This window comes from Gordonia sp. McavH-238-E (assembly GCF_022348225.1).
Classification (GTDB): Bacteria; Actinomycetota; Actinomycetes; order Mycobacteriales; family Mycobacteriaceae; genus Gordonia; species Gordonia terrae.
On the sequence record NZ_JAKRFE010000015.1, the window covers coordinates 18,201 to 45,081 of the forward strand.

The following is a 26,881-nucleotide window of genomic DNA, read 5'->3' on the forward strand; positions in this document are numbered from 1 at the left end:
ATGACCCCCGCCGACCCGCAGGGTGAACCAGCCCACGACGACGACACCGAAGGCGGCGCACCGCGCCTGGGCCCGCGGAAGAAGGACTCCCGGCCGATCGTCTGGATGATCGGGTTCCTGGTCGTGGCGCTGATCGTCTACTTCGTGTTGCTCGGATGGCGCGGCTTCCAGCTGATCGCCTCCGGTTCGCTGGCGGGCATCGGTCTGGGCGTGGGCGTCATCGCGCTGCCGCTCATCGGGGCATGGCTGGTCTACGCGACGCTGCGGGCGGGGCTCGAGCACCAGAAACTCGCCGCGATCATGGCCGACGAAGGTCGCGAACTCGACATCTCCCACCTGCCGCACCGCGCATCGGGCCGCATGGAGCGCGATGCGGCCGACGAACTCTTCGCACAGGTGAAGTCCGAGTGGGAGGCCGACCCGAACGACTGGCGCAACACCTACCGCATCGCCCGTGCCTACGACTACGCCGGCGACCGCACCCGCGCCCGCTCGATGATGAAGCGGGCCGTCGCCCAGTACCACGGCCGGGAACAGTAGACCGGTGAGCCGGCTGCTGATCGTCCACCACACGCCGTCTCCGGCGTGCCAGGAGATGTTCGAGGCCGTCGTGTCCGGCGCGACCGATCCCGAGATCGAGGGCGTCGAGGTGATCCGACGGGCCGCGCTCGCCGTCACCGCCTCCGACTTCCTCGACGCCGACGGGTACCTCCTCGGCACGCCCGCCAATCTCGGATACATCAGCGGCGCACTGAAACACGCCTTCGACGTCAGCTACTACCAGATCCTCGACTCGACCCAGGGCCGGCCGTTCGGGCTGTACCTCCACGGCAATCAGGGCACCGAAGGTGCTGTGCGAGCAGTCGATTCGATCACCGGCGGGCTCGGTTGGACCAAGGCCGCCGAACACGTCATCGTCTCCGGGGCCCCGGGCAAAGACGACCGCGAAGCATGCTGGGAGCTGGGTGCGACGGTCGCGGCGGGGTTGATGGAGGGGTGAGCGAGCGGGGCGCGGCCGTTGCTGCGCTTATCGTGTCGACCAAGAGCGCCTGTATCTCCCTCGAGCGGCCTGAATGACAACGCATTCTTCGATAGGATCGATTGTGGCGCAGCATTATTCAATCGGTCCGTGTCGATCGGCCCCAGATGCACTGTTCTCGGCGTGCTCGGTCTCGGCGTTGATGACCTGCTCGATCTCGTCGGAGTCGACCAACCCTGCGTCGATGAGTACCTGGTGAACTGATAGCCACTGGGTGGGGTCGAGATCCTGTGACGGGTCGCTGGGCATCGGCGGTGGTTCTCCGTCCTCGCCCGCGGGAGCCCTGGGGCGGCTGCGTGGTAGCGGTCGTCGATGCTGAGGTCTTTGATCACTGGGGATCGCGGTGTGGTGGCGTGAACCAAGTCGCCGTAGATCCAGGCGTACACGAGCTTGCGGTCGGTGATTTGGCCGCTTGCGGTGCCGACTAGGTCCGCCCGGTCTAGGTCGGCCTGGGTTGCCGCTCGTCGATCAGCGCTCTCTCGGCGAGCTGTGAAAGTACAGAGATGGACGCGGGATCGACGTCATCGCGACGATTCGTTTTGAGCTTCTGGAGTGGCTGGCGAGTGTTCCGCGGAACACTCGTGACTCGGCTTGAGGCCCGCGCGATTGTCGGTGCCGGGCGATACCTTGTTGCTGTACTTCTCGTTTGTTTCAGGGGGTTGCGGTGGGGGTCAGTGCTTTTCGTTCGGGTGGGGATGTGTCGTCGATGTTCGATGATGCGCATCCGGAGTCGCTGTCTGACGAGGTGCTCGAGGGTCGGGTGCTGGGGTATGCCGCGCAGATCACGGCACTGACAGCGAACTTCCTTGAACTGGTGGCGGAATTGGATGGGCGGGAGTCGTGGCGGGGGCCGGGGATTCACTCGCTGGCGCACTGGTTGTCGTGGAAGGCCGGCATCGCACCGCGAACGGCGCATGAGCATGTGAGGGTCGCGAAGGCGATCCGAGGATTGCCGTTGATCGGCAACGCTTTTGGCGAAGGTCGGCTCTCGTATTCGAAGGTCCGCGCCCTGACGCGGGTGGCCACCCCGGAGCGGGAGGCCGAGTTGGTCAATCTGGCGTTGTCGTGCACGGCGAGTCAGTTGGATCGGGCGGTACGGGCGATGGGCCAGATCGACCGTAACCGTGGCGTCGAAGACGAAAGCCGGCCGCCGGTGGAGTCGACGGGCCGGTGGAAGTGGAACTTCGACGGTTCGTTGTCGGTGTCGTTGACCCTGTCTCCGTTGGACGGTGCACGTTTCCTGGCGGGCACGGTGCGCGCCGAGTATGAACGCACCCGGACCTGTGATGACCCGGATCTATCGTCGGCTGAGAGTGTTCCGCGGAACACTGAACCTGATTCGGAGATGGTTCCGTCGCGGCGTCGGGATCTGTGGCGGCAGGTGCCGTCGAATGTGGCGCCGGCGGTGGTGGCGATGGCCGACATGGTGCATGAGGGGATCGCGATGCCCGATCTCGCGCCGGGTGCGGAGATTCTCATTCATGCCGGTGAGGGTGTGGGCCAGTCTCATCTCAATGATGGGCCGGCGTTGTCGGAGGCTGAGGTGGCCGAAGCCCGGTGTGGTGCGTCGACGCGGGAGGTGGTGAGCCGCAGAATTGCTGGCCAGCCGGGGAAACTGGCGTTGTTGGGGGTGGGTCGTCGGAAGCGGTCGCCGAACAAGGCGTTGGTGCAGGCGTTGTTCGTGCGGGATCGGTGTTGTCAGATGCCGGGGTGTGGTCGGACGCGTCATCTGCATGCTCATCATGTGCGGTTCTGGTCGGCGGGTGGGCGGACCGATCCGGATAATCTGATCTTGTTGTGTGGGTCGTGTCACCGCTCGCTGCATCGGGGCGAGTTCTCGATCACCGCACACGGGAAGCAGCGGTTCACGTTTCATCGACCGGACGGCACTGAGATCGAGGTGGCGCCACCTACGTCGAAACCGGGCGGGTGGCGACCCGATCAACGGATCGGGGTAGATGCGACGGTGCCGATCGGTGGTGGTCGGATGGACCTGGGGTACACGACCGAGGTGCTCTACGCGGTGTGGGAGTGGAAGGCGCGCAACGCAACTCACTCCGAGTCTGCTGTGCACAGGGCTGCGTAGATGCGTAGCTGTTAGACTAACACGCGGTGTGCCGGGAAGTCTGGTCGGCTGCGCGTTGACGGTGAGCCCTGCACGCTGGGCGGCCACGACGCGTACGTAGCCCACCCGACGAAGGACTCCGTACGCACCATGACTGACACCGACTCACGTCGGGCCACCCCGACGCTCTTCTCGCGCGGCTCCTGGCCCGAGGCTTCTCGCATCGCCGACATCTTCCGGCGCGAAACCATCGGCGGCATGCTGCTTCTCGTCGCCGCGGTCGTCGCCATCATGTGGGCGAACTCCCCGTGGTCCGCCGCGTACTTCGGTCTCGGCGACATCCACGTCGGATCCGACGCGCTCGGTCTGTATCTCGATCTGTCCCTGGCGACCTGGGCTGCCGACGGCCTGCTCGCCATCTTCTTCTTCGTCGTCGGACTCGAGCTCAAACGCGAGTTCGTCGCCGGCGACCTCCGCGACCCCGCCCGCGCAGCCCTGCCCATTGCGGCGGCGGTCGGCGGAATGGCCGTTCCCGCACTCATCTTCGTCACCATCACGATGCGGGCCGGCGACGGCGCGGTTCAGGGTTGGGCCATACCCACCGCCACCGACATCGCATTCGCGGTCGCCGTGCTGGCCGTCATCTCCACGCACCTGCCCGTCGCGCTACGCACCTTCCTGTTGACCCTCGCAGTGGTGGACGACCTGCTCGCCATCACGGTGATCGCGGTGTTCTACACCGATTCCATCAACGGCACCGCGCTCGCGGTGGCCCTCGTCCCGCTCGCGGCGTTCGCCGTGCTCGTGCAGCGGCGGATCACCTCGTGGTGGCTCCTGCTCCCGCTGGCGGCCTTCACGTGGGCGTTCGTCCACGAGTCCGGAGTCCACGCCACCGTCGCCGGCGTCGTCCTCGGCTTCACCGTCCCGGTGCTCCGTCGGGCCGGGAGCGACGAGACGGATACCCGGCATTGCCTGGCAGAGCATTTCGAACACCGGGTCCGGCCCATCTCGGCCGGCTTCGCCATCCCGGTGTTCGCCTTCTTCGCCGCCGGCGTCACCATCGGCGGTCTCAGCGGCCTCCGCGAGGCGCTCACGAATCCCGTTGCGCTGGGCATCATCTTCGGTCTGGTGGTCGGCAAGACGGTGGGCATCGTCGGCACCACCGCACTCCTCGCCAGGTTCACGCGCGCCACCCTCGACGCCAGCATCCGATGGATCGACGTGACCGGGGCGGCCATGCTCGCCGGCATCGGATTCACGGTCTCCCTGCTCATCGGCGACCTTGCGTACGACCCGGAATCCGACCGCGCGGAGTACGTCAAGATCGGTGTCCTGGTCGGTTCACTGACGGCCGCCTCGGCCGCGGCGATCATCCTGCGGATGCGCAACCGGCACTACCGCCGGGTCGCCGAAGAAGAGTCCCGGGACGACGATCACGACGGCATCCCGGATGTCTATCAGCGGGACAGCTGATAGGCGGGACTGGAGGTCGTCGCCATCGCGGCTGCCGCCAGGCCTGTGGCGTAGTCGTCGATCGTCGTCGGACCGGTGATCACCGTGGTGCCCGGACGTCGGCCGACGACCCGGCCGTCGTTGATGGCCCGGGTCATGCCCACATGGTGACGCGCGACGTCGGGGCTGAAGCCGGCCTCAGCAACGAGGGTCGCGATCATGTCGTCGTCGGACAACCGCTGGTAGTGCAACTCGGGGAGACCGAAGGCGTCGCCCAGTGCGTTTGTCACAGTCCGCTGATCGACGTCCACCGGACCCAGGATTTCACTCGTCAGATGTCCGCCGCCCCAACCCGTTTCGACCAGCGCGTCCACCGCTGCCGCGGCGATGTCCCGCGTGGCGACCATCGGAACACGCACCTCGGCGTCGAGCGAGTCCGCGATCAAGCCCGCGTTCTGCATCAGCGGGAGGTAGGAGCGGGCGTTGTCGTAGAACCAGCCCGCACGCAGAGCGAGTACCTCGACATCGGACAACGCCGCCAAGCCCTCCTCCAGGATGTGCAGACCGACGAGAAACCCGGTGCCGGCCGGGATCTCCGCTCCGACACTGCTGAGGGCGACCACTCGCGGAACGTCCGACTCACGGACCGCACGGACAATCGATTCGGTCATCGTCCGTTGCGAGGCGAGATGGTCGGTGGCGGTGTAGTCCGCGGGCTGCAGAACGAACACGGCCGACGAGCCGCGCAGCGCTGCGGCGAGCGCGGACGGATCTGTTGTGTCGCCGACCGCGGTATCGGCGCCCAGCCGAGCCAGGGCGTCGAGCCGCTCGGGCGAACGGCCGACCGCCCGAACCCGATGTCCGCCGTCGAGCAGGCGGGTGGTGACCTGTGCGCCGACGGTGCCCGTCGCGCCGAGAATTGTGTACATGAGACCTCCTTGACTGATGCTGTGAGTCCAGAATCGTCGGAGATGGCCGGACGTTCCATGGCGTAGAGTCCGTCATTCTTGTCCGAACGTCCGAGATCTCCGGACGTTCGGCACGCAATGGTCGATCATGGAGGGGTGCGCACCGCCGACGACATACATCCGGACCCGTTCCACACCCCCGATCCGCTCGGGGAGGCCCTGCACTTCTTCCGGCTGAACGGCGCGTTCTACTGCCGATCCGAACTGAGCGAGCCGTGGGCCCTCACGATGCCGGTGTGGGAGGACTGCCTGTGCGTACACCTGGTCGTGTCGGGAGTCCTGCGCCTGTCCGCGCCGAATGGTGAGACGCTGAGCTTCGGGCCGGGGGATCTCGTCGTCGTGCCGCACGGCCGGTCGCACGTCATCCGCGGACACGCCGAGGCGACCTTCGCCCCGGTCGTCACCGAGCTGCCCCATGACTACCTGAGCGACCGGTATGCCATCCTGCGCCACGGCGGCGACGGACCCGATCGAACTGTCCTCATCTGTGCGGTGGTCAGATTCGACCATCCCTCGGCGCGATCGTTGACGTCGATGCTGCCGCCGGTCCTCACCATCCGCGCCACCGAATCCCGCTCCGGTGCGAACGCATCGTGGCTGCGGGACCTCATGCGCATCGTGATCGACGAGGCCGGCGAACTCCGCCCCGGGGGCGAAGCGGTCATCACCCGGTTGTCCGACATCATCGTCATCCACGCCATCCGATCGTGGTTACAGGACGCGGAGGGCGCCCGCACCGGATGGCTCGGAGCTCTCGCCGATCCGCAACTCGGCCGAGCGGTCGCCGCGGTCCACCGGGATCCGGCTGCACCGTGGAGCGTCGATCGTCTGGCCCGGGTGTGCACCATGTCGCGGTCGACATTCGCGGCGCGGTTCACCGCCGTCGTCGGCGAGCCGGCGATGCAGTACGTCACCCGCTGGCGGATGTATGTGGCGGCAGATCGTCTCCGCGATCAGGACGCGTCGGTCGCGTCGGTGGCGGGTGGTCTCGGCTACTCGTCCGAAGCGGCGTTCAGCCGGGCGTTCAAGCGGGTCAACGGGTCATCGCCCGGCCGGGTTCGACGCGAGGCGCGAGCTGGGTGATCAACCGTCCTGGTCGGCGTCCGGGTCGACGGCTTCGGCGAGCGCCCTGCTCACCTCGAACTGCCGGACCAGGAACGCCTTCTCGTCCAGCTTCTTGCGCCGCATCCACGTCGTGACCTCGGAGTTGCACTTGCTCGCATTGCACGAACCGCAGCACGGCACGACGTTGGCGATGGTGTAGCGGCCGCCCCGGGAGATGGCCAGCATGCAGTCCCGCTGCAAGGCGACACCGACCGCGCCGCAGTACGCGCACCCACCCCAGGCCTCCTGCAGTGCGAGCCACTGGGTGTCGGTGAGGTCGTTGTCGCGGGCGGCGACACGCTTTCGACGACGCTTCGCGTAGCGATTGGCGCGGGTCGTGCTGCGGGTGGCCACGAGGGGAGACTACCGCCCGGACCACATGAGTCACAGCTGTCACAACCTGACGTGGCGTCGTGTCGTGCGCCCGGCAGTACGACCGCGGCTTTGCCTAGACTGGCAGCCGTGAGTACGGCCATCCGCGACATGTCATCGACCGGGACCATCCCGACACCGTACGAGGACCTGTTGAGCCTCGTCATGGAGACCGGGACACCGAAGGCCGACCGCACGGGAACCGGGACACGCAGCCTGTTCGGACGACAGTTGCGCTACGACCTCGCCGAGGGCTTTCCGCTGATCACCACCAAGAAGGTGCACCTGAAGTCGATCGTCTACGAGCTGCTGTGGTTCCTGCGCGGTGATTCCAACGTGCGGTGGCTGCAGGAGCGCGGGGTGAGCATCTGGGACGAATGGGCCGACGAGAACGGTGAACTCGGACCCGTCTACGGGGTGCAGTGGCGGAGCTGGCCGACTCCGTCGGGCGAGCACATCGATCAGATCGCGGCCGCTCTGGATCTACTCAAGACCAACCCCGATTCGCGCCGGAACATCGTGTCCGCGTGGAACGTGGGGGAGATCCCGCAGATGGCGCTGCCGCCCTGCCATGCGTTCTTCCAGTTCTACGTCGCCGACGGCAAACTGTCGTGCCAGCTGTACCAGCGCAGCGCCGATCTGTTTCTCGGGGTCCCGTTCAACATCGCGTCGTATGCGCTGCTGACCCACATGATGGCCCAGCAGGCGGGCCTCGAGGTCGGCGAGTTCGTGTGGACCGGCGGCGACTGCCACATCTACGACAACCACGTCGACCAGGTCACGCTGCAACTGTCGCGCGAGCCGTATCCGTATCCGAAACTGGAACTGGGCAAGCGGGACTCGATCTTCGACTACGAGTACGACGACATCGCCATCGTCGATTATCAGTCCCACCCCGGGATCAAAGCCCCGGTGGCAGTGTGACATCCGACCTCGCGGAGGAGGGGTCGCGCCAGGTGCGGCTGGTCTGGGCGCAGGGACGGGGCGGGGCGATCGGCCGGGACAACACGATCCCGTGGCGGGTCCCCGAAGACGTGGCGCGATTCAAGGAACTGACGGTCGGGCACCCGGTTGTCATGGGCCGCAAGACCTGGGATTCGCTGCCGCCGCGCTTTCGGCCGCTGCCCGGCCGTACCAATGTGGTGGTCACCCGCGACGCGGGATGGTCCGCCGACGGGGCGACGGTCGCGGGATCGGTCGCCGACGCACTCGAGCTGGCCGGCGGCGACCACATCGGGGTCATCGGTGGTGGCGAAATCTACCGTCTGGCAATGGAATTCGCCACCGAACTGTGCGTGACAGAGATCGACGTCGAGGTCGACGGTGCCGACGCGCATGCGCCGGAGATCACCGACGACTGGACGGTGGCGGTCCGTGGCGAGTGGCAGACCTCGACGAGCGGGATCTCGTACCGATTCGTCGACTACCGGCGGACCCGGCAGGCCTGATGCCGCCGGATCGTCTCTCGCCGGCTCAGGCGCGCCGAACCGCGCTGGCCGCACAGGGTTTCACCGACCGCCGGCCCGCCGCGGCACCCACCATGGCGCACCTGAAGCGGGTCGTCGGCCGGACCAGGCTCCTGCAGATGGACTCGGTCAACATCGCCGCGCGAGCCCACTACATGCCGCTGTACTCCCGGCTCGGCCCCTACGACCCCGATCTGCTGCACCGCGCCGCGTGGCAACCCGGGCGGAGTCAGCGGTTGCTCGTCGAATACTGGGCGCACGAGGCCGCGCTGATCCCGGTGGCCGACTGGCCGCTCTTCCGGTGGCGGATGGACGAATTCGCCGATGGACGATATCGGCACACGCGAGACGTGATGCGTCGCAACCGTTCTCTGGTGAGTGACGTCCGGGCGGTGATCGAGGCGGTGGGTGCGACCACGCCCCGCGCCATCGAAGCGGAACTGGGCATCGAACGGGCACCCGGCGCCGCGGGCAGCTGGTGGCAGCGGGGTGAGGTCAAGCACCTGTGCGAGGCCATGTTCGCCGCAGGTGACCTGTCCGCCGTGCGCAACGGCAACTTCGTGCGCCACTACGACCTCACCGAACGGGTCGTCGGCGCCGACACCCTCGCGCAGCGACCCAGCCGCGCCGAGGCGCACCGTGAACTCGTCAGCCGCGCCGCACAGGCACTCGGAGTCGCGACCGTCGCCGATCTGGCGGACTACTACCGGCTCCGGCCGGCCGACGCGCGACCCGCGGTCGCCGAACTCGTCGAGAGCGGGGCGCTGCAAGAGATCTCCGTGGACGGCTGGCGCGACCCCGCCTACCTGGCCGCGGGTGCACCGATGCCGCGACGCGTCGACACCTCGGCCATCCTGTCGCCGTTCGACCCGCTGGTCTTCTTCCGTCCGCGGGCCGAGCGTCTCTTCGACTTCCACTACCGCATCGAGATCTATGTGCCCGAACACAAACGCGTGCACGGCTATTACGTGCTGCCGTACCTGTTGGGCACCGACATCGCCGCGCGCGTGGACCTGAAGGCCGACCGCAAGAACCGCACCCTCCTGGTCCTCGGGGCGTACTGCGAACCGGGGCATCCCCGCGACCTCGTCGCCGACCGGATGTCCGCGGATCTGCGGAACTTCGCCGGCTGGCAGGACCTCGACGACGTCGTCGTGGCCGGGCGCGGGGACCTCGCACCCGACCTGCAACGCCTCGCGCACGGCGGGTGAGTCACGGCGGGTGCTGTGCACCGGTTGATGCAATCCTGGAGATCAGAAGTTCACGACAGCGATGGGAGACGAAGAGATGACCGTGTCGTATGAGGGCAACGACTACCGATTGGTGATGTTCGATCTCGACGACACCCTGGCGCCGTCGAAGAGCCCGCTCGACGACAAGATGGTCGAGCTCCTGCGTCGCATGCTCGACGTGAGCCTGGGCTGCATCATCTCCGGCGGCAACTTCACCCAGTTCCAGAAGCAGGTGCTCGCGCGCCTGGGCAGTTTCGACAGCGTCGGGAACCTCCACCTCATGCCGACCTGCGGAACCCAGTACGTGCGATGGTCCGGCGACGAGTGGGAGACGGTCTACGCGGAATTCCTCACCGACGACGAGAAGCAGCGCACTCTCGACGTGCTGGAGACCGGCGCTCGGGAACTCGGCCTGTGGGCGAGCGAGACGTGGGGTGACATCCTCGAGGACCGCGGCAGCCAGATCACCTTCAGCGCGCTGGGCCAGAAGGCCCCGGTCGATGCGAAGGCGGCCTGGGACCCCGACGGGGCGAAGAAGGAGTCACTGCGTGCCTACGCTGCGGAGCGACTTCCCGACCTCGAGGTGCGCAGCGGCGGTTCGACGTCGGTGGATGTCACCAAGAAGGGCATCGACAAGGCCTATGGCGCACTGAAGTTGATGGACATCCTCGGACTGGGCACAAGCGACATCCTGTTCTTCGGCGACCGGCTCGACGAAGGCGGCAACGACTACCCGGTCAAGGCCCTCGGGATCACCTCGATCGCGGTCCACGGCTGGCCCGACACCCACGCCAAGCTGTCGGCGCTGCTCGATCAGGTCGACACCGGCAGCTAGACCGCGGGCCCGCCCGCCGGGACGACCCGCTGGGTGCCGCTGGCGACCCGGTAGGACTTCGCGTAGTACTGGCCCGACCGCGGGTTCGTCTTGTCGTGCACGAAATACCAGTCCATCTGGGTGGCCGCCGGGGTCACGGTCAGGACCGAGTAGCCGTGCGCGTCGAACTCGCTCCAGCGCACGTGGTGGTTGGTGGCACCGAAGGCCGAGGACACGGCGACCCCCGCGGTGTTGGCGGGCACGTTCAGCATGTCGTCGATGTTGGTGGACGTGATCGATGTGCCGACCAGTTCGGTCGCGACACTCCCGCCGCCGGGGTAATTCGCCGGGTCGGCAGGGATGTCGCAGGCCCACGACGAGTGGATGTCGCCGGTGATGAACACGACGTTGTCCACACGATCGCAGCGGAGCGATTCCAGCAACCGCCGGCGATCGGCCGCGTAACCGTCCCACTGGTCGGCGTTGTACGGGATTCCCTCGCGCGGGATGCCCAGCAGCGCGGTGACCGCCCCGGTCGTCTGCGGATCCAGCGGGGGGATCAGCACGGGGGCGATCATCACCGGATTGCCGACGATCTTCCAGCGGGTCTCCGACGACGTGAGTCCGTTGGTCAGCCACGACATCTGCGCGCGGCCGAGGATCGAGCGGGCGGGATCGTCGATGGCCGCCGACCGCGCGCTGACCTGCAGGTCGCGATAGGAGCGCAGATCGAGCATGGACAACTCGAGCAGACGGCCGAAGCGGAGCCTGCGGAACAGATGCCGGCCCGCGGTGTCGACGGCGGGGCGGATCGGCATCCACTCGGCGTAGGCGCGTAGCGCCGCGGTGCGCCGCGCGGCCCAGGACCCCTCGCCCGGTTGGTGATTCTCCGCGCCGCCCGACCACGAGTCGTTCGACGACTCGTGGTCGTCCCAGATGCAGATGAACGGCTGTTCCCGGTGCAATGCGGCCAGATCCGGGTCGGTCTTGTACTGCGCGTGGCGAGTTCGGTAGTCGCGCAACGTGATGATCTCGTGCCGGGGCTCGTGCGCCCGAACGGTTCCGGTCTTGCCGGTGTAGCGGCCGGTCTCGTACTCGTAGAAGTAGTCGCCGAGATGGACCACAGCGTCGAGTGCGGGCTGCGCGGCCAGATGACGGTAGGCGGCGAAGTAACCGGCCTCCCAGTTGGCGCACGAGACGACGCCGAAGCGGATCTTCGCGACGTCGGCGCCGGCCGCGGGAGCGGTGCGCGTCCGCCCCACCGGCGACACCGCACCGGCCGCCGGGCCGGACACGACGGTGAAGCGGTAGTGGTACCGGGTCCGCGGGGCCAGGCCGGTGACATCGACCTTCACCGTGTGGTCGGCGTCGGCCGAGGTGCGGGTCTGGCCCGACGCCACGACAGTCCCGAAGCCGGGATCACCGGCGACCTCCCAGCGAACCAGACTCTCCGGTCCGATCCCGGAACCGGGCGTCGCCGCCGGGGTCGGGGTGATGCGGGTCCAGAGGATGACGGCATTCGGAAGCGGGTCGCCCGAAGCGATGCCATGGGCGAAGACGCGCGCGGACGAGGACTCGGGCGACCGCGGTGCCGCGTGGGCGACGACTGCGGGTGCGGCGAGCGCGGTCCCGGTCACGACCGCACCGGTGCGCAGGAAATCGCGTCGTGTCGTCATCGCATCCCACCCCCGGTCGTCGAGCACGCCCCAGGGACTCTACCCGCGGGCACAGCCCGAAGGTGCGGTACGGAGGCGGTGGGGGAGAATCGGGTACCGCAGGGCACGCGGAGGTGTGGCCGTACGTGAGGGACGACAGGAGACATGCGTGTCCGAATTGGTGCCGCTGAAGGTGCAGATGGTGGCGATGACCCAGTTCACCCCTCCGGAGGACGTGCCGTGGAGCACCGACGCCGAGGGTGGTGAGGCGCTCGTCGAGTTCGCCGGTCGGGCGTGCTACCAGAGCTGGGACAAGCCGAACCCGCGCACCGCGACGAACGCCGGCTATCTGCGGCACATCCTCGAGGTCGGGCACCTGTCGCTGCTCGAGCACGCCTCGGTGACCTTCTACATCAGCGGCATCTCGCGGTCGTGCACCCACGAGCTGATCCGGCACCGGCACTTCTCGTACTCGCAACTGTCCCAGCGGTTCGTGCCCGAGCACGACTCGAACGTCGTCGCGCCGCCCGCGATCGTGGGCGACCCCGAACTCGAGGACCTGTTCACCGCGGCGACCGAGGCCAGCCGGGCCGCCTACACCGAACTCCTCGCGGCGCTCGAGGCGAAGTTCGCCGACGTCCCCAACGCCATCCTGCGTCGGAAACAGGCACGTCAGGCCGCTCGGTCCGTGCTGCCGAACGCCACCGAGACCAAGATCGTCGTCACCGGCAACCACCGGGCCTGGCGGCACTTCGTCGGCATGCGTGCCACCGAGCACGCCGACGTCGAGATCCGCCAGCTGGCGGTGGAATGCCTACGCCAGCTGATGCGCGTGGCGCCCACCGTGTTCGGTGATTTCGAGATCGGCACCCTGGCCGACGGGACCGAGGTCGCGACCTCACCGTTCGTGCTGGAAGGGTGAGGATCGTCACGGACAGGGAGGCGGTAGCCTTGAGCACCATGAACGCAGTCCAGGAACCGCTGCACGAGCATCCCTTCGGGACGAACGTGGTTGCGATGGTCACCCCCTTCCGCACGGACGGAAGCCTCGATCTGGACAAGGCGGCCGTCCTCGCCGATCACCTGGTCTCCAAGGGCTGTGACGGGCTGGTCGTGTCCGGTACCACCGGCGAGTCGCCGACCACCACGGTGCCGGAGAAGCTCGAGCTGCTCCGGGTCGTCCTCGACGCGGTGGGCGACCGGGCCCGGATCACCCAGGGCGCAGGCAGTTACGACACCGCCGAGAGCGTTCGGTTCGCGATCGAGTCCGAGAAGATCGGCGCCCACGCGCTCCTCGTCGTGACCCCGTACTACTCGAAGCCGCCTCAGGCCGGCCTCCTCGCGCACTTCCGGACCGTCGCCGACGCCACCGCGTTGCCGGTCCTGCTCTACGACATCCCGCCGCGGTCGGTCGTCCCGATCATGAACGAGACGATGCTCGCTCTTGCCGAACACCCCAACATCCGCGGGGTCAAGGACGCCAAGGGCGATCTGCACTCGGCGGCCGGTCTGATCGCGAGCACCAGCCTCGAGTACCTCTCCGGTGAGGACGCGCTCAACCTGCCGTGGCTCTCGATCGGTGCCACCGGGTACGTCAGCGTCATCGGTCACCTCGTCCCGGATCGGTTGCGGGACATGCAGATCGCCGTCGAGAAGGGCGATCTGCACGCCGCCCGGGCGATCAACACCTCGATGCTCCCGCTGGTCAACGCCATGGGCCGGCTCGGCGGGGTCACGATGGTCAAGGCGGCACTGCGCATCCTCGGGCTGGAGGTCGGCGACCCGCGCCTTCCGCAGGTCCCGGCGAACCCGGCGCAGATCGAGCAGCTGATCGTGGATCTGCGTGCGGCAGGTGTCCTGGTCTGATGACGGACAACGACACCACCGGTCCCCACACCGGCAACGACACCCCCGGCACCGACCGTCCCCGGACCCGACGCCGGGCGGCCGCCCGCAAGGCCGGCCCGCCCAGTCCGCCGCCGGCCGTGGCCACGCAGCCCGCCACACCCGCCACCTCCGACGCGACCGCCCCGAAGCATGCGGCCAAGCGTCCGGCGAACCCCGCGTCGAACACCCGCCGGCCGCGTCACGAACGCGGTGATGCCCGCGGTGGGCGTCGGACCGAGCCGGCGACCCCGGCCCCCGTCGACCGGTTGGGCACACCCCGACGACTGCCCAAGGGTGGTCTGCGCGTGGTGGCTCTCGGCGGTATCGGCGAGATCGGCCGCAACATGACCGTCTTCGAGTACAACGGCCGTCTGCTGATCGTCGACTGCGGTGTGCTGTTCCCCGAGGACGCACAGCCGGGTGTCGACCTGATCCTGCCGGACTTCCGGTACATCGAAGACCGCATGGACGACGTCGACGCGGTGATCCTGACCCACGGCCACGAAGACCACATCGGCGCCCTGCCGTTCCTGCTCCGGCTCCGCAGCGACATCCCGGTGATCGGTGCGAAGTTCACGCTCGCCCTCGTCGAGGCCAAGTGTCGCGAGCATCGCCTGCGACCCAAGCTCGTCGAGGTCGTCGAAGGCCAGAAGACGTCGCACGGCCCGTTCGAGTGCGAGTACTTCGCGGTCAACCACTCGATCCCCGACGCGCTCGCGGTGGCGATCCGGACCCCCGCCGGCGTGGTGCTGCACACCGGCGACATCAAGCTCGACCAGCTCCCGCTCGACGGCCGCCTGACCGACCTCGCCGGCTTCAGCCGACTCGGCGACGAGGGCGTCGACCTGTTCCTGGTGGACTCCACCAATGCCGAGGTGCCGGGCTTCGTCACTCCCGAACGCCAGATCGGCGGGGTTCTCGACCAGGTCATCGGCAAGGCCAAGCAGCGCGTCATCGTGGCGTCGTTCGCCAGCCACGTCCATCGCATCCAGCAGATCATCGACGTCGCCCACACCCACAACAGGCGGGTGACCTTCGTCGGCCGTTCGATGGTGCGCAACATGCAGATCGCGCAGGACCTCGGCTACCTCTCGGTCCCCGACGGCGTCGTCGTCGACCTCGACACCGCCGCGAGCCTGCCGGACCATCGCGTCGTGCTGATCTCCACCGGTTCGCAGGGTGAGCCGCTGTCGGCGCTCTCGCGGATGGCACGCGGCGAGCACCGGCAGATCAACATCCGGGCCGACGACCTCGTCGTGCTGGCGTCCTCGCTCATCCCCGGCAACGAGAACTCGGTGTTCGCCGTCGTCAACGGTCTCGCCAAGCGCGGCGCGACCGTCATCACCCAGCAGAGCGCGAAGGTCCACGTCTCGGGCCACGCGTCGGCCGGCGAGCTCCTCTACCTCTACAACGCGGTGCGCCCCTCGAATGCGATGCCCGTGCACGGCGAATGGCGGCACCTGCGTGCCAACGCCGCACTCGCGGTCGCGACCGGTGTGCCCGAGGACCGGGTGGTCCTCGCCGAGGACGGCGTCGTGGTCGACCTCGTCGACGGTCGGGCCGACATCGTCGGACGGGTTCCGGTCGGGCACGTCTACGTCGACGGCCTCTCGGTCGGCGACGTGGGGGAGTCGACGCTCTCCGAACGCCTCGTGTTGGGTGAGGGCGGCTTCATCGCCATCACGGTGGCCGTGGACGTGGCGACGGGCCGGGCAGTGAGCACGCCCGAGGTCTCCGGCCGCGGATTCTCCGATGACCCCGACGCGCTCAAGGAGGCGGCGAACATCGTCAACCAGACGCTCGATTCGTTGGCCGCCGAGGGCGTCTCCGACACGCACCGGATCGCCCAGGGGATCCGGCGAGCGGTCGGGCGCTGGGTGTCGACCGCCTATCGTCGCCGGCCGATGATCGTGCCCACGGTCATCGCGGTGGGGGACTGACCGGCGCCAAGGAACGAATTCCCGGTGATGTCGCTACCGTGGTCGTGTGACCGGTGCACAGAACGAAAGAGCAGCCCTCGTCGAGACCCTCGCGAAGGTGGGCCCCGACGCGCCCACCCTGTGTGAGGGTTGGACCACCCGCGACCTCCTGGCCCATCTCGTCGTCCGCGAGCGGCGACCCGACACCGGCCCGGGCATCCTCATCCCCGCCTTCGCAGGCCACACCGAGAAAGTGCGGGTTCAGGCGACGTCGAAGGACTGGGATGAGCAACTCGCGCTGCTGGCGTCGGGGCCACCGGTCTTCTCGCCGTTCAAACTGGTCGACCGATTCGCCAATCTGGCCGAGATGTTCGTCCACCACGAGGACGTCCTGCGTGGCGGCGCCGATCCCGACGGTCCCTGGACCCCGCGGGCGCTGACCCCGGAACTCGAGGCGGAGCTGCGCACTCCGGCGAAGTCGATGGGCAAGATGACGCTCAAGAAGGTCCCTGCCCGGGTGACACTGCGTACCCCCGACGGTGAGGACCTCGTCACCGCGGGATCGGGCGAGGAGGTCGTCGTCACCGGCCGGATCGGTGAGCTGGTGCTCTTCGCGTTCGGTCGTTCCCCCGTCGACGTCACCTTCACCGGCGACGACTCGGCGATCTCAGATGTCCGAGCGAGTTCCCGGGGCTTGTAGAGCGGTCACAACTTCGACACGTACCCCGTTGTCCGTGTTGCCCGTGTGACTGATGTGATCACCGCCCACTAGTCTGTCCGTATGGCTTCGAAGGCAAGCACGGGTACGCGCGCGTCCTCTTCGCGCGGCGCCGCCGGCTCCACACGCGGCGGTTCCGCACGCGGTGGGTCGACGCGCGGGAGTTCGACCTCGGGGAATCCGACCGCCGGCCGGCGTTCGACGAGCGGTTCGAAGGGTGGCGCCTCGAGGAGCGGCAAGTCCACCGGCAAGCCGACGAGCGGCGGTACCACGAGGTCGAAGGCCGGGGCCTCGCGAGGCGGCTCCCGCTCCACTGCACGATCGGCGCCCGCCGAGTCGGTGGACCTGCATCGCCGGTCGGTCGCCGCGGCCGGGGCGTCCGCGGTCGGCAAGGGCATCGGCGCCGGGTGGTCGCTGTTCGCGCGCGGAGTCGGAAGTGCCGCACGGGCGGGTTCAGGCGTCGGGCGCGGGCCGCGCACGGAAGTGGTCGGGGAGTACGACGACGACTCGGACTTCGATGCGGACCTGTTCGACGACGACGCCGGGGTGGACGAGCGTGGTCGGCCCCGCGCCGGCGGTCACAGCCATCGACGTGACGGAATCGCGCTCGGACTCCTGGCCTTCGGCCTGCTCGTCGGTGCCAGCGTCTGGTTCGGCGCGGCCGGCCCGGTGGGCGCCTTCATCGAAGCCCTCATCCGTGCGGTGATCGGCACCGCGGCGGTGGTCGTGCCGGTCGGTCTGCTCGCGCTGGCCGTCGTCCTGATGCGCCGCCCGGCTGCTCCGGAGCGACGCGGTCGCTACCTGGCGGGCGGGTTCCTCGTGGTCCTGCCGCTGCTGGGTCTGATGCACCTCATCGCCGGGGCGCCGGTTGATCTCCCGGGCCGTTCCGAGGCCGCCGGGTTCGTCGGTTTCGCTGTCGGCACACCGTTGACGGCGGGTGTGACCGCCTGGGTGTCCGTCCCGATCTTGTTGCTGTGCATGGCATTCGGCGTGCTCATCCTCAGTGGACGAACCGTCCGCGAGGTGGTGGACGCCGCCGCGGGCTACCTCGGTCTCGGGGTGGGCCGCGCCGACGACGCGCCCTGGGACGACGACGAGTGGGACGCGGAGGCGTGGGACACCGACGCCGAGAACTACGAGGATCCCGACTTCGGCGATCCGGCCGGCGGCGATGCGGACGCCGACTCGGACCGCTGGGATTCCGACGCCCTCGCATCGCGGTCCCGGCGCCGCCCGTACTCGTCGAATCCGTACGACAACTACCCGCCGGACTCGACGCCCGCGCGGACCTCGGGACGAACGGCGCGGCGCAAGCCCACCGACGTCGCCGACGCCGCACCGCTCGAGGAGGCCGTCACCGAGAATTTCGCGGATGCCCCCGGTGGTGTCACCGATCAGGTCACCGAGGTGATCGCACCGAGCCCCCGTACCCGTACCACCCCCGCCCGGCGGGTGACCGCGCGGCCGGCACCGCGCCCCGCACCCGAACCGGAACCCCAGCCCGACCCCGCGGACGAGAGTGTGGACGACGAGGCGTTCGTCCCGTCGGACCCGACGGGCGACGGGGACTATCGACTGCCGCCGCCCGATCTGCTCCTCGAGGGCGATCCGCCCAAGATGGGCAGCAGCGCCAACGACGACATGATCGACCGGATGACCGGGGTGCTCGAGCAGTTCAAGATCGATGCCGCGGTGACCGGATACACCCGCGGCCCGACCGTCACGCGCTACGAGATCGAACTCGGCCCGGGCGTGAAGGTCGAGAAGATCACCGCGCTGCAGCGCAACATCGCCTACGCCGCGGCGACGGACAACGTCCGCCTGCTCGCGCCCATCCCCGGCAAGTCCGCGGTCGGCATCGAGGTCCCCAACTCCGACCGCGAGATGGTCCGCCTCGCCGATGTGCTGAACTCGCCGTCGACCCGAAAAGACAAGCATCCGTTGGTGATCGGCCTCGGCAAGGACATCGAGGGCGATTTCGTCAGCGCGAACCTGGCGAAGATGCCGCACCTGCTCGTCGCCGGTTCGACCGGTTCGGGCAAGTCGAGCTTCGTCAACTCGATGCTCGTCTCGCTGCTCAGCCGGGCGACCCCGGAGCAGGTGCGGATGATCCTCATCGACCCGAAGATGGTCGAGCTCACCCCGTACGAGGGGATCCCGCACCTCATCACGCCGATCATCACCCAGCCCAAGAAGGCCGCCGCGGCCCTGGCGTGGCTCGTCGAGGAGATGGAGCAGCGCTACCAGGACATGAAGGCCTCGCGCGTGCGTCACATCGACGACTTCAACTCGAAGGTCCGGTCCGGTGACATCACCGCCCCGCTGGGCAGCGAACGCGTCTACAAGCCGTATCCGTACATCCTGGCCATCGTCGACGAGCTCGCCGACCTGATGATGACCGCGCCGCGCGACGTCGAGGACGCCATCGTGCGGATCACCCAGAAGGCGCGCGCCGCCGGTATCCACCTGGTGCTCGCGACGCAGCGCCCGTCGGTCGACGTGGTCACCGGTCTGATCAAGACCAACGTGCCGTCGCGGCTGGCGTTCGCGACGTCGTCGCTGACCGACTCACGCGTCATCCTGGACCAGCCGGGTGCGGAGAAGCTGATCGGCATGGGCGACGGGTTGTTCCTGCCGATGGGTGCCAACAAGCCGATCCGCATGCAGGGCGCCTACATCACCGACGAGGAGATCGCGGCGGTCGTCGACTTCTCCAAGGAGCAGGCCGAGCCGGAGTACACCGAGGGCGTCACCGCGGCGAAGGCCGGCGACAAGAAGGACATCGACAGCGACATCGGCAACGACCTCGACGATCTCCTGCAGGCCATCGAACTGGTCGTGTCGAGTCAGTTCGGCTCGACGTCGATGCTGCAGCGCAAGCTGCGGGTCGGTTTCGCCAAGGCCGGCCGGTTGATGGACCTCATGGAGACGCGTGGAGTGGTCGGACCCAGCGAGGGATCGAAGGCGCGAGAGGTGCTCGTCAAGCCCGACGATCTCGCCGGCGTGATCGCCTCCATCACCGGCGGGGACGGCGAAACGGACAGTTCCGACACCTGACGCATTCGCCTGACCAGCGGTTTCTGCGCGTCACCGGCGGTTTGTATATGGTGGCCGAAGATCCATGAGGGGAGTATCCCCAAAGCGGCGTCTCCGTCAATACGGTCACGACCCCCGACGATGCCGATCATCGTCGCGGCCGGGACCCGGAGCGTCGGCCCCCGTTCGGTGGGAGAGACCTCTGGCTCGTCAGCTCATGCTGCCTGCTGGAGGTATGGAATGGATGTGTCGCTGTCCGTATGGCTGATCACCTGTGCGGTGATCCTCGGACTGTTCGTGTTCGACTTCTTCACCCACGTGCGCGTGCCCCACGCGCCGTCGCTGAAGGAGTCGGGCATCTGGTCGGCGGTCTACATCGGCTTCGCCGTCATCTTCGGTCTCTTCGTCTGGTGGAACTGGGGTTCCACCTTCGGCGGTGAGTACTTCGCCGGGTACGTCACCGAGAAGGCCCTCTCGGTGGACAACCTGTTCGTCTTCGTCATCATCATGGCGAAGTTCGCGGTGCCCAAGGAATATCAGCAGAAGGTCCTGCTGCTGGGCATCCTGATGGCCCTGGTCATGCGCGGCATCTTCATCGCCGTCGGCGCCGCCGCGATCAACGCCTACAGCTGGGTGTTCTATCTGTTCGGCGCGTTCCTGATCTTCACCGCCGTCAAGCTGCTCCGCGAGAGCGACGACCCGGTCGAGCACGAGGAGGAGCGCGAGACGCGCCTCGAGCGGTTCGTGAAGCGCTACCTGCGCACGCATGACTCGTACGACCGCGACAAGCTGTTCACCCGCGTCAACGGCAAGCGCCTCGCGACCCCGATGCTGATGGTCCTCATCGTCATCGGCTTCACCGACGTCCTGTTCGCGCTCGACTCGATCCCGGCGATCTACGGACTCACGTCCGAGCCCTACCTCGTCTTCACCGCCAACGCGTTCGCGCTGATGGGTCTGCGTCAGCTGTTCTTCCTCATCGGTGGACTGCTCGATCGTCTCGTTTACCTGTCCATCGGCCTGTCGATCATCCTCGCGTTCATCGGCGTCAAGTTGGTGCTGCACGCCCTGCACGAGAACACCCTGGGATTCATCAACGGCGGCGAGCACGTGGCGGTCCCCGAGATCTCGACGGCCCTGTCGTTGTCGGTGATCCTCGGTGTCCTGGTGATCACGACGGTGGCCAGCCTGATCAAGAGCCGTGGGATGGCCAAGACGCCGGAGGTCGAGTCCGCCGGTGATCCGACCGGCTCCGACACCCCGGCGCCGAAGACCAAGGACCTCTGACCGGTCGGTCCGTCCCGGATCGACGGGTGGACGTGGGTCAGGCCGGGAACGGCCCGAACACCTGCGTCCACTCGTCGATGCGGATGGCGTCCACTGCCTGATGGGCCTGGAACGGATCATTGGCGAGGAACGCCTCGGCCGCCTCGAGGTCGGCGGCGCGGATGACGATGAGTGCGCCCGAACCGTCGGGGTACGGGCCGGCGATCAGCACGTTCCCGGCCGAGTGTTCCTCGGCGAGCCACTCACGATGCAGTGGCCGGTGCTGATCCCGCAGGGCGGCCTTGGCGGGACGGTAGGTGTACTGCACGGCGAAGAACGGCATGGTCACTCCTGCTCGATGGTTGCCAGCATCCGGGTGTTGCCCAGGGTGTTGGGTTTGACATAGCTGAGGTCGAGAAATTCCGCGACGCCGGTGTCGTACGACCGGCACATCTCCTCGAAGACCTCCCGCGTGACGGGGGTGCCCTGGATCTCGGCGAATCCGTGGCGTGCGAAGAAGGTCGTCTCGAAGGTGAGCACGAAGACGCGCGAGAGCTGCAGCTCCCGCGCGACCGCCATGAGCCGGTCGACGAGCAGGTGGCCGATGCCCCGCCCGGCGTGCGCGTTGTCGACGGCGACGGTGCGGACCTCGCCGAGGTCGGCCCAGAGCACGTGCAGCGCACCGCAACCGACGACCACCCCGTCGATGTCGGCGACCCAGAACTCCTGGACGGACTCGTAGAGCGTGACGAGATTCTTCTCGAGCAGGATCTTGCCGGCGTACTGATCGATCAGTTCTTTGATCCGCGGGACGTCGGAGGTGCGCGCACGACGGACGACGACGTGTTCGGCGGGGGGCATGGGAATCCACTTTAGTCCTGTCCGGCGCGCGCGCAGTCCACGCCGGCGCGGCGCGCAGGACCGACCTGTTCACCACGTTCACCGGGCCTGCCGATACCCTGATGGGCGTGTACATGAGGACTGCCCCGAACTGCGGCACGACGCCGCGATCGGGGACGAGCTCATGACCGACCGGATCAGGCGGGCCGTCGACGAGAAGGGCATCGCCAACGTCGGCCGCGGGCCCGATCACATCACCGACCCGGTCGACCCGGTGCCGGTGGTCAACATCGCGAACGCGCTCACCGTGTTCCGCATCGTCCTGGTCCCGGTGTTCCTCGTGGCGTTGTTCATGGAGTCCGGTGAGTCGACGCTGTGGCGCGCGATCGCGACGATCGTCTTCGGTGTCGCGGCGCTGACCGATCGCTACGACGGGATGATCGCCCGGCAGCGTGGCCTGATCACCGACTTCGGGAAGCTCGCCGACCCGATCGCGGACAAGGCGCTGATCGGCGGTGCGCTCGTCGGCCTGTCGATTCTCGGCATCCTGCCGTGGTGGGTGACCGTGGTGATCGTCGCCCGCGAGGTGTGGGTGACCGCGCTGCGTTTCTGGGTGTTGCGGCACAAGGTCATCCCGGCCAGCCGGGGCGGCAAGCTGAAGACGCTGTTGCAGGCGCTCGCCATCGGCCTCTACCTGCTCCCGCTGGGCGGTCCGTGGCAGGTCGCCGCCGACATCCTCATGGGGCTCGCGGTGGTGGTGACGATCTACACCGGGCTGGACTACACCTGGCAGGCCATCAAGGTCCGGTCCGACCGCGATGATCCGGAACCGCAACCGTCGGCACCGCGGCGACGTGCTGTGGGAGGAACCGGCGGCGGCCGCTGAGTTCGACTATCGTCGACCAGACGGTGCTTCGGTGACCCCACCGGTCGGTCTGCGGGAACTCGTCGACGCCGCGAAGCGTTGGCTAGGGCAGCAGACGCGCCACCGTCAGGTGTGCGTGGCGAGATGGTCAGTAGGGAGGAGACTCGATGGCGATGCTCTTACGCGAGGCGCTCGGCGACAGCCTGCGTCGGGTCCGCACGCAACAGGGCCGAACGCTGCGCGAGGTGTCCACCGGAGCGCGGGTGAGTCTGGGGTACCTCTCGGAAGTCGAGCGCGGGCAGAAGGAGGCGTCGAGCGAACTGCTCGCCGCGATCTGCGATGCGCTCGACGTGGAGATCGCCGACCTCCTCCTCGAGGTCGGGAGCGCCATGCGTCCGGCCGGTGCCGAACCGGTCGTGGTCGGCGCCGAGCCGATGGGCGACGCCGCCGGTGTGGATGCAGCAGACGCCGGCCTGACCGCGACCAAGGTCGTCATCCCCGCTCCCACCGGGCGGCGTGATGCGACGGCTCTGGCCGCTGCCTGATCCCCGGTTCCGCCGAAGGACGCCGTGTGCACGGTCCGACGGGCGCCGGTTTGCACCATCCGAACGACACCGAATCACCCGGGACTCACAGACGCTAGATTGGTCACCAGAGTTCTCAGACCCCGGAATGGAGTACGACGAGCATGGCGAACCCGTTCGTGAAGTTGTGGCGCTACCTCACAGCACTCGGCAACGCGAAGATCGACGAGCACGCAGACCCGAAGGTCCAGATCCAGCAGGCCATCGAAGACGCCCAGCGCCAGCACCAGGCGTTGTCGCAGCAGGCGGCCTCGGTGATCGGCAACCAGCGCCAGCTCGAGATGAAGCTGAACCGGCAGCTCGAGGACATCGAACGGTTGCAGGCCAACACGCGTCAGGCCCTGACCCTGGCCGACCAGGCTGCCGCGGCGGGTGACACCCAGAAGTCGACCGAGTACACCAATGCCGCCGAGGCGTTCGCGGCGCAACTCGTGACCGCCGAGCAGAGCGTGGAGGATCTCAAGTCCCTGCACGATCAGTCGCTGCAGGCCGCCGATCAGGCCAAGAAGGCCGTCGAGCGCAACGCGATGATCCTGCAGCAGAAGCTGTCCGAGCGGTCGAAGCTGCTCAGCCAGCTCGAGCAGGCCAAGATGCAGGAACAGGTCTCGGCCTCGCTCAACCAGATGAGCGAACTGTCGGTTCCCGGCAACACGCCGAGCCTGGATCAGGTCCGCGACAAGATCGAGCGCCGCTACGCCAACGCGCTCGGTTCGGCCGAACTGGCCAAGAACTCCGTCCAGGGCCGCATGCAGGAGGTCGAGCAGGCCGGCGTCCAGATGGCCGGTCACTCTCGCCTCGAGCAGATCCGCGCCAGCATGCGCGGCGACGCGCTGCCCTCGGGCGGTGCCACCGCACCCGGCCTGCAGAAGCCCGCGACCCAGGCTGCGCCGCCGACCACCGAACCGCCCCAGCAGAATTGACGCGGTCGAGCTGACGCGTCCGGAAGGCGGTCGCGACGTGCCCGTCCGCGTCGCGATCGTCGCGGGTTCCGACGCCGGGCACGCTTTCCCGGCCTTCGCGCTCGCCGAACGACTTCGAGCGGCCGGTGACGATCCGATCGTGTTCACCTCCCTGGGGTGGTCGGACGCCGCGCGTCGCCGGGGGATCGAGATCGCCGAACTGCCCGGATTGCGTGCCGAGAACTCCGACGACGACACCGACGCAGGGGCCAAGCTGAGCGCACGCGCCGCCCGGATGGCCCGGCAACTCGTCGGGCCGATGCAGTCGGCCGGTACCGAACTCGTCGTCTCCGATGTCATCACGGTGGGCGGTGGCTGGGCTGCCCAGCTGTGTGGCCTGCCGTGGATCGAGCTGTCCCCGCATCCGCTGTACCGGCCGTCCCGGGGATTGCCGCCGATCGGTTCCGGACTCGAGCCGGGCCGCGGCATCGGCGGACGGCTGCGCGACACCCTGATGCGGGCGGCCACCGCGTCGTCGATCCGGCAGGGCGTGCGGCAGCGTGAGGTCGCCCGACGCTCGATCGGTCTGGGCGCAGCCGACGCGGAGCCATCAGCGCGCCTGATCGCCACCCTGCCCGGGCTCGAGGTCCCGCGACCGGACTGGCCGGCGGCCGCGCATCTCGTCGGGCCCCTGGTGTGGGAGCCGACCGACGAACTCTTCGCCGTGCCGGCCGGGGACGATCCGCTCGTCGTCGTCGCACCGTCGACGGCCGAGACCGGTGCCGCCGACATGCTCGGCGCGGCCCTCCACGCGCTGTCGCCCGCCTCGCTGGGCAGGACGGTTCGAGTGGTGGTCTCCGGGCTGCGGTACCCGGCCGACGCCGACCTCGCAAGATTCGACGGCCGACTGATCACCGTCGGAGCGGGCAGGCAGGACGAGGTGCTCACCCACGCTGATCTGCTGATCTGCGGTTCCGGGCACGGCATCCTCGCCAAGGCGATGATGGCATCGGTGCCGGTGGTCGCGGTGCCCGGTGGGGGAGACCAGTGGGAGCTCGCCACGCGCATCCGGCGTGCCGGCGCAGGCCGCGTCGTCCGCCCGGTCACCCCGGTCTCCGTCGCCGAGGCCGTGCGCGCGGTGCTCGACGATCCGGCGCACGCCCGAGCCGCGGGTGCGATCGGGGAGTCGGTGGCCGACGTCGTCGACCCGGTGGCGGTGGCGCATCGGGTCCTGGCGTCGTCCCCTAGGCTGGACCCGTGCGTCTGACCGAGTTCACCGAGCTGATGACCGCCGAATTCGGTGTGCCCTCGGCGGATTCGATCCTGTCCGATCACATCCTGATCGATGTCGGCGGCCGTACCGGCGCCCAGGCGATCGACGACGGGGTCGACCCGCGCGACGTCTGGGTCGCGATCTGTCGCGACTTCGACGTGCCGCGCCACCGCTGGTGACACGCGACCGCGTGTCGCACTTGCCATCGAACAGGTGTTCGTCCATCCTGGTGCCCAGAGGTGAAATCAGACGGAACCACACGGGCCGCGTCTGCGTCTGAAGAGTTGTCGGACCCACCGGCTACCTTTCATCACATGAACGCCCGGACCGCACAGACCGCCCGCCGGAAATCCGGCTCACAACCGAGGAGAACTCCCATGGCACCTGCGCCCCAAGACCGCGAGAAGGCTCTCGACCTCGCCCTCGCGCAGATCGACAAGAACTTCGGCAAGGGCTCGGTGATGCGGCTCGGCGAGGAGACCCGTCAGCCGATCGAGATCATCCCCACCGGGTCGATCGCGCTCGACGTCGCCCTCGGCATCGGCGGGCTGCCCCGCGGCCGCGTCGTGGAGATCTACGGCCCGGAGTCGTCGGGTAAGACGACCGTCGCCCTGCACGCGGTCGCCAACGCCCAGGCGCAGGGCGGCATCGCCGCGTTCATCGACGCCGAGCACGCACTCGATCCCGACTACGCCGCCAAGCTCGGTGTCGACACCGACGCGCTCCTGGTGTCCCAGCCCGACACCGGTGAGCAGGCTCTCGAGATCGCGGACATGCTGATCCGGTCGGGCGCTCTCGACATCCTGGTCATCGACTCGGTGGCCGCGCTGGTCCCCAAGGCCGAGATCGAGGGCGAGATGGGCGACAGCCATGTCGGTCTGCAGGCCCGTCTGATGAGCCAGGCGCTGCGCAAGATGACCTCGGCACTGAGCCAGTCGAAGACCACCGCGATCTTCATCAACCAGCTGCGCGAGAAGATCGGCGTCATGTTCGGTTCGCCCGAGACCACCACGGGCGGTAAGGCGTTGAAGTTCTACTCCTCGGTGCGTCTCGACGTCCGTCGGATCGAGACCCTGAAGGACGGAACCGACGCGGTCGGTAACCGGACGCGCGTCAAGGTCGTGAAGAACAAGGTCGCACCGCCGTTCAAGCAGGCCGAGTTCGACATCCTCTACGGCCAGGGCATCAGCAAGGAGGGTTCGCTGATCGACATGGGCGTGGCGGAGGGCTTCATCCGCAAGTCCGGCTCGTGGTTCACCTACGAGGGCGATCAGCTCGGTCAGGGCAAGGAGAACGCCCGTAAGTTCCTCCTCGAGAACGTCGACATCCGCGACGAGATCGAGAAGAAGATCAAGGAGAAGCTGGGCATCGGTGCCACGGTCGACGCCGACGACATCGCCCCGGCCCCGGTCGAATTCTGAGGTAGT

Annotated in this window: 26 protein-coding genes; 21 read left to right on the top strand and 5 right to left on the bottom strand. The window is 68.1% G+C overall.

Features of this window, described 5'->3' with window-relative positions; translation table 11 throughout:
* The 4 genes from MHN80_RS20415 (at position 1) to nhaA (ending at position 4,577) form a co-directional block, all read left to right on the top strand.
* The gene (locus MHN80_RS20415) at positions 1–540 is read left to right on the top strand and encodes a hypothetical protein (RefSeq protein ID WP_239403437.1); all 540 of its coding nucleotides are present in this window, start codon (positions 1–3) and stop codon (positions 538–540) included.
* Positions 541–544: 4 nt separating this feature from the next.
* A complete protein-coding gene (locus MHN80_RS20420) occupies positions 545–1,000 on the top strand; it encodes a flavodoxin family protein (protein WP_101818717.1) in 456 nt (151 codons plus the stop codon).
* A 745-nt stretch (positions 1,001–1,745) separates the two neighbouring features.
* A complete protein-coding gene (locus MHN80_RS20425) occupies positions 1,746–3,125 on the top strand; it encodes an HNH endonuclease signature motif containing protein (protein ID WP_239403438.1) in 1,380 nt (459 codons plus the stop codon).
* Positions 3,126–3,254: 129 nt separating this feature from the next.
* Positions 3,255–4,577 (top strand): Na+/H+ antiporter NhaA, encoded by a 1,323-nt coding sequence (gene nhaA, locus MHN80_RS20430; RefSeq protein WP_239403439.1) that lies wholly within the window; start codon positions 3,255–3,257, stop codon positions 4,575–4,577.
* Here nhaA and MHN80_RS20435 read toward each other — a convergent pair.
* Positions 4,562–5,485 carry an NAD(P)H-binding protein gene (locus tag MHN80_RS20435; RefSeq protein ID WP_239403440.1) on the bottom strand — a complete coding sequence of 308 codons (924 nt, stop codon included), beginning with the start codon at positions 5,483–5,485 and terminating at the stop codon, positions 4,562–4,564. The two genes, nhaA and MHN80_RS20435, sit on opposite strands and share 16 nt — an antisense overlap.
* A gap of 135 nt (positions 5,486–5,620) precedes the next feature.
* On the opposite strand from MHN80_RS20435, the gene MHN80_RS20440 reads away from it, so the two are divergent.
* Entirely contained in the window at positions 5,621–6,607 is a 987-nt protein-coding gene (locus tag MHN80_RS20440; protein WP_239403441.1) for an AraC family transcriptional regulator, read from the top strand.
* Here the strand turns inward: MHN80_RS20440 and MHN80_RS20445 are convergent, their stop codons facing one another.
* Positions 6,608–6,982, bottom strand: a complete 375-nt coding sequence (locus MHN80_RS20445) for an HNH endonuclease (RefSeq protein ID WP_239403442.1) — start codon at positions 6,980–6,982, stop codon at positions 6,608–6,610.
* A 108-nt stretch (positions 6,983–7,090) separates the two neighbouring features.
* On the opposite strand from MHN80_RS20445, the gene MHN80_RS20450 reads away from it, so the two are divergent.
* From MHN80_RS20450 to MHN80_RS20465, 4 genes are all read left to right on the top strand, one after another.
* Positions 7,091–7,924, top strand: coding sequence for a thymidylate synthase (locus MHN80_RS20450; RefSeq protein ID WP_308219791.1), 834 nt, complete (start codon positions 7,091–7,093; stop codon positions 7,922–7,924).
* Positions 7,921–8,448 carry a dihydrofolate reductase gene (locus MHN80_RS20455; protein WP_239403443.1) on the top strand — a complete coding sequence of 176 codons (528 nt, stop codon included), beginning with the start codon at positions 7,921–7,923 and terminating at the stop codon, positions 8,446–8,448. The genes MHN80_RS20450 and MHN80_RS20455 overlap by 4 nt, the downstream gene beginning before the upstream one ends.
* The gene (locus tag MHN80_RS20460) at positions 8,448–9,677 is read left to right on the top strand and encodes a winged helix-turn-helix domain-containing protein (protein ID WP_239403444.1); all 1,230 of its coding nucleotides are present in this window, start codon (positions 8,448–8,450) and stop codon (positions 9,675–9,677) included. The genes MHN80_RS20455 and MHN80_RS20460 overlap by 1 nt, the downstream gene beginning before the upstream one ends.
* 76 nt (positions 9,678–9,753) lie before the next feature.
* Positions 9,754–10,533: an HAD-IIB family hydrolase gene (locus tag MHN80_RS20465; protein ID WP_033203553.1), complete on the top strand. Its 780-nt coding sequence runs from the start codon at positions 9,754–9,756 to the stop codon at positions 10,531–10,533.
* On the opposite strand, the gene MHN80_RS20470 is transcribed toward MHN80_RS20465, so the two are convergent.
* Entirely contained in the window at positions 10,530–12,188 is a 1,659-nt protein-coding gene (locus MHN80_RS20470) for an alkaline phosphatase (RefSeq protein ID WP_239403445.1), read from the bottom strand. The two genes, MHN80_RS20465 and MHN80_RS20470, sit on opposite strands and share 4 nt — an antisense overlap.
* 148 nt (positions 12,189–12,336) lie before the next feature.
* On the opposite strand from MHN80_RS20470, the gene thyX reads away from it, so the two are divergent.
* The 6 genes from thyX to MHN80_RS20500 all read left to right on the top strand — a co-directional run bounded on the left by thyX (position 12,337) and on the right by MHN80_RS20500 (position 21,014).
* Positions 12,337–13,089 (top strand): FAD-dependent thymidylate synthase, encoded by a 753-nt coding sequence (gene thyX / locus MHN80_RS20475; RefSeq protein WP_239403446.1) that lies wholly within the window; start codon positions 12,337–12,339, stop codon positions 13,087–13,089.
* A gap of 38 nt (positions 13,090–13,127) precedes the next feature.
* Complete coding sequence (gene dapA, locus MHN80_RS20480; RefSeq protein ID WP_064571729.1) at positions 13,128–14,033, top strand: 4-hydroxy-tetrahydrodipicolinate synthase; 906 nt, start codon at positions 13,128–13,130, stop codon at positions 14,031–14,033.
* Positions 14,033–15,994 carry a ribonuclease J gene (locus tag MHN80_RS20485; RefSeq protein WP_239403447.1) on the top strand — a complete coding sequence of 654 codons (1,962 nt, stop codon included), beginning with the start codon at positions 14,033–14,035 and terminating at the stop codon, positions 15,992–15,994. Before dapA ends, MHN80_RS20485 begins: the two co-directional genes overlap by 1 nt.
* 46 nt (positions 15,995–16,040) lie before the next feature.
* Positions 16,041–16,673, top strand: a complete 633-nt coding sequence (locus MHN80_RS20490; protein ID WP_239403448.1) for a TIGR03085 family metal-binding protein — start codon at positions 16,041–16,043, stop codon at positions 16,671–16,673.
* A gap of 81 nt (positions 16,674–16,754) precedes the next feature.
* Complete coding sequence (locus MHN80_RS20495) at positions 16,755–19,748, top strand: DNA translocase FtsK (protein WP_239403449.1); 2,994 nt, start codon at positions 16,755–16,757, stop codon at positions 19,746–19,748.
* Between the two features lie 219 nt (positions 19,749–19,967).
* Positions 19,968–21,014, top strand: coding sequence for a TerC family protein (locus MHN80_RS20500; RefSeq protein WP_004021861.1), 1,047 nt, complete (start codon positions 19,968–19,970; stop codon positions 21,012–21,014).
* Between the two features lie 37 nt (positions 21,015–21,051).
* Here MHN80_RS20500 and MHN80_RS20505 read toward each other — a convergent pair whose 3' ends face one another.
* Together MHN80_RS20505 and MHN80_RS20510 are read right to left on the bottom strand one after the other, a co-directional pair.
* On the bottom strand, positions 21,052–21,336 hold the full coding sequence (locus tag MHN80_RS20505) for a YciI family protein (RefSeq protein ID WP_004021860.1): 285 nt from the start codon (positions 21,334–21,336) through the stop codon (positions 21,052–21,054).
* A gap of 2 nt (positions 21,337–21,338) precedes the next feature.
* Positions 21,339–21,854, bottom strand: coding sequence for an amino-acid N-acetyltransferase (locus tag MHN80_RS20510; RefSeq protein WP_004021859.1), 516 nt, complete (start codon positions 21,852–21,854; stop codon positions 21,339–21,341).
* 163 nt (positions 21,855–22,017) lie between these two features.
* On the opposite strand from MHN80_RS20510, the gene pgsA reads away from it, so the two are divergent.
* The 6 genes from pgsA to recA all read left to right on the top strand — a co-directional run bounded on the left by pgsA (position 22,018) and on the right by recA (position 26,875).
* Entirely contained in the window at positions 22,018–22,719 is a 702-nt protein-coding gene (gene pgsA, locus MHN80_RS20515; protein WP_101818732.1) for a CDP-diacylglycerol--glycerol-3-phosphate 3-phosphatidyltransferase, read from the top strand.
* Between the two features lie 146 nt (positions 22,720–22,865).
* Positions 22,866–23,243, top strand: coding sequence for a helix-turn-helix domain-containing protein (locus MHN80_RS20520; RefSeq protein ID WP_064571734.1), 378 nt, complete (start codon positions 22,866–22,868; stop codon positions 23,241–23,243).
* 143 nt (positions 23,244–23,386) lie between these two features.
* Positions 23,387–24,202: a phage shock protein PspA gene (pspA, locus tag MHN80_RS20525; protein WP_033203461.1), complete on the top strand. Its 816-nt coding sequence runs from the start codon at positions 23,387–23,389 to the stop codon at positions 24,200–24,202.
* 37 nt (positions 24,203–24,239) lie between these two features.
* Positions 24,240–25,448 (top strand): glycosyltransferase, encoded by a 1,209-nt coding sequence (locus MHN80_RS20530; RefSeq protein WP_239403450.1) that lies wholly within the window; start codon positions 24,240–24,242, stop codon positions 25,446–25,448.
* Positions 25,439–25,633, top strand: a complete 195-nt coding sequence (locus tag MHN80_RS20535; RefSeq protein ID WP_004022862.1) for a DUF3046 domain-containing protein — start codon at positions 25,439–25,441, stop codon at positions 25,631–25,633. Before MHN80_RS20530 ends, MHN80_RS20535 begins: the two co-directional genes overlap by 10 nt.
* 198 nt (positions 25,634–25,831) lie before the next feature.
* Complete coding sequence (gene recA, locus MHN80_RS20540) at positions 25,832–26,875, top strand: recombinase RecA (protein ID WP_004022863.1); 1,044 nt, start codon at positions 25,832–25,834, stop codon at positions 26,873–26,875.
* Positions 26,876–26,881: the final 6 nt, after the last annotated feature.

Coding starts and splice junctions, on each gene's coding strand:
- MHN80_RS20415 (WP_239403437.1), top strand. CDS start 1: ATGACCCCCGCCGACCCGCAGGGTGAACCAGCCCACGACGACGACACC.
- MHN80_RS20425 (WP_239403438.1), top strand. CDS start 1,746: ATGTTCGATGATGCGCATCCGGAGTCGCTGTCTGACGAGGTGCTCGAG.
- nhaA (WP_239403439.1), top strand. CDS start 3,255: ATGACTGACACCGACTCACGTCGGGCCACCCCGACGCTCTTCTCGCGC.
- MHN80_RS20435 (WP_239403440.1), bottom strand. CDS start 5,485: ATGTACACAATTCTCGGCGCGACGGGCACCGTCGGCGCACAGGTCACC.
- MHN80_RS20460 (WP_239403444.1), top strand. CDS start 8,448: ATGCCGCCGGATCGTCTCTCGCCGGCTCAGGCGCGCCGAACCGCGCTG.
- MHN80_RS20465 (WP_033203553.1), top strand. CDS start 9,754: ATGACCGTGTCGTATGAGGGCAACGACTACCGATTGGTGATGTTCGAT.
- MHN80_RS20470 (WP_239403445.1), bottom strand. CDS start 12,188: ATGACGACACGACGCGATTTCCTGCGCACCGGTGCGGTCGTGACCGGG.
- dapA (WP_064571729.1), top strand. CDS start 13,128: ATGAACGCAGTCCAGGAACCGCTGCACGAGCATCCCTTCGGGACGAAC.
- MHN80_RS20485 (WP_239403447.1), top strand. CDS start 14,033: ATGACGGACAACGACACCACCGGTCCCCACACCGGCAACGACACCCCC.
- MHN80_RS20495 (WP_239403449.1), top strand. CDS start 16,755: ATGGCTTCGAAGGCAAGCACGGGTACGCGCGCGTCCTCTTCGCGCGGC.
- MHN80_RS20500 (WP_004021861.1), top strand. CDS start 19,968: ATGGATGTGTCGCTGTCCGTATGGCTGATCACCTGTGCGGTGATCCTC.
- MHN80_RS20505 (WP_004021860.1), bottom strand. CDS start 21,336: ATGCCGTTCTTCGCCGTGCAGTACACCTACCGTCCCGCCAAGGCCGCC.
- MHN80_RS20510 (WP_004021859.1), bottom strand. CDS start 21,854: ATGCCCCCCGCCGAACACGTCGTCGTCCGTCGTGCGCGCACCTCCGAC.
- pgsA (WP_101818732.1), top strand. CDS start 22,018: ATGACCGACCGGATCAGGCGGGCCGTCGACGAGAAGGGCATCGCCAAC.
- MHN80_RS20520 (WP_064571734.1), top strand. CDS start 22,866: ATGGCGATGCTCTTACGCGAGGCGCTCGGCGACAGCCTGCGTCGGGTC.
- pspA (WP_033203461.1), top strand. CDS start 23,387: ATGGCGAACCCGTTCGTGAAGTTGTGGCGCTACCTCACAGCACTCGGC.
- recA (WP_004022863.1), top strand. CDS start 25,832: ATGGCACCTGCGCCCCAAGACCGCGAGAAGGCTCTCGACCTCGCCCTC.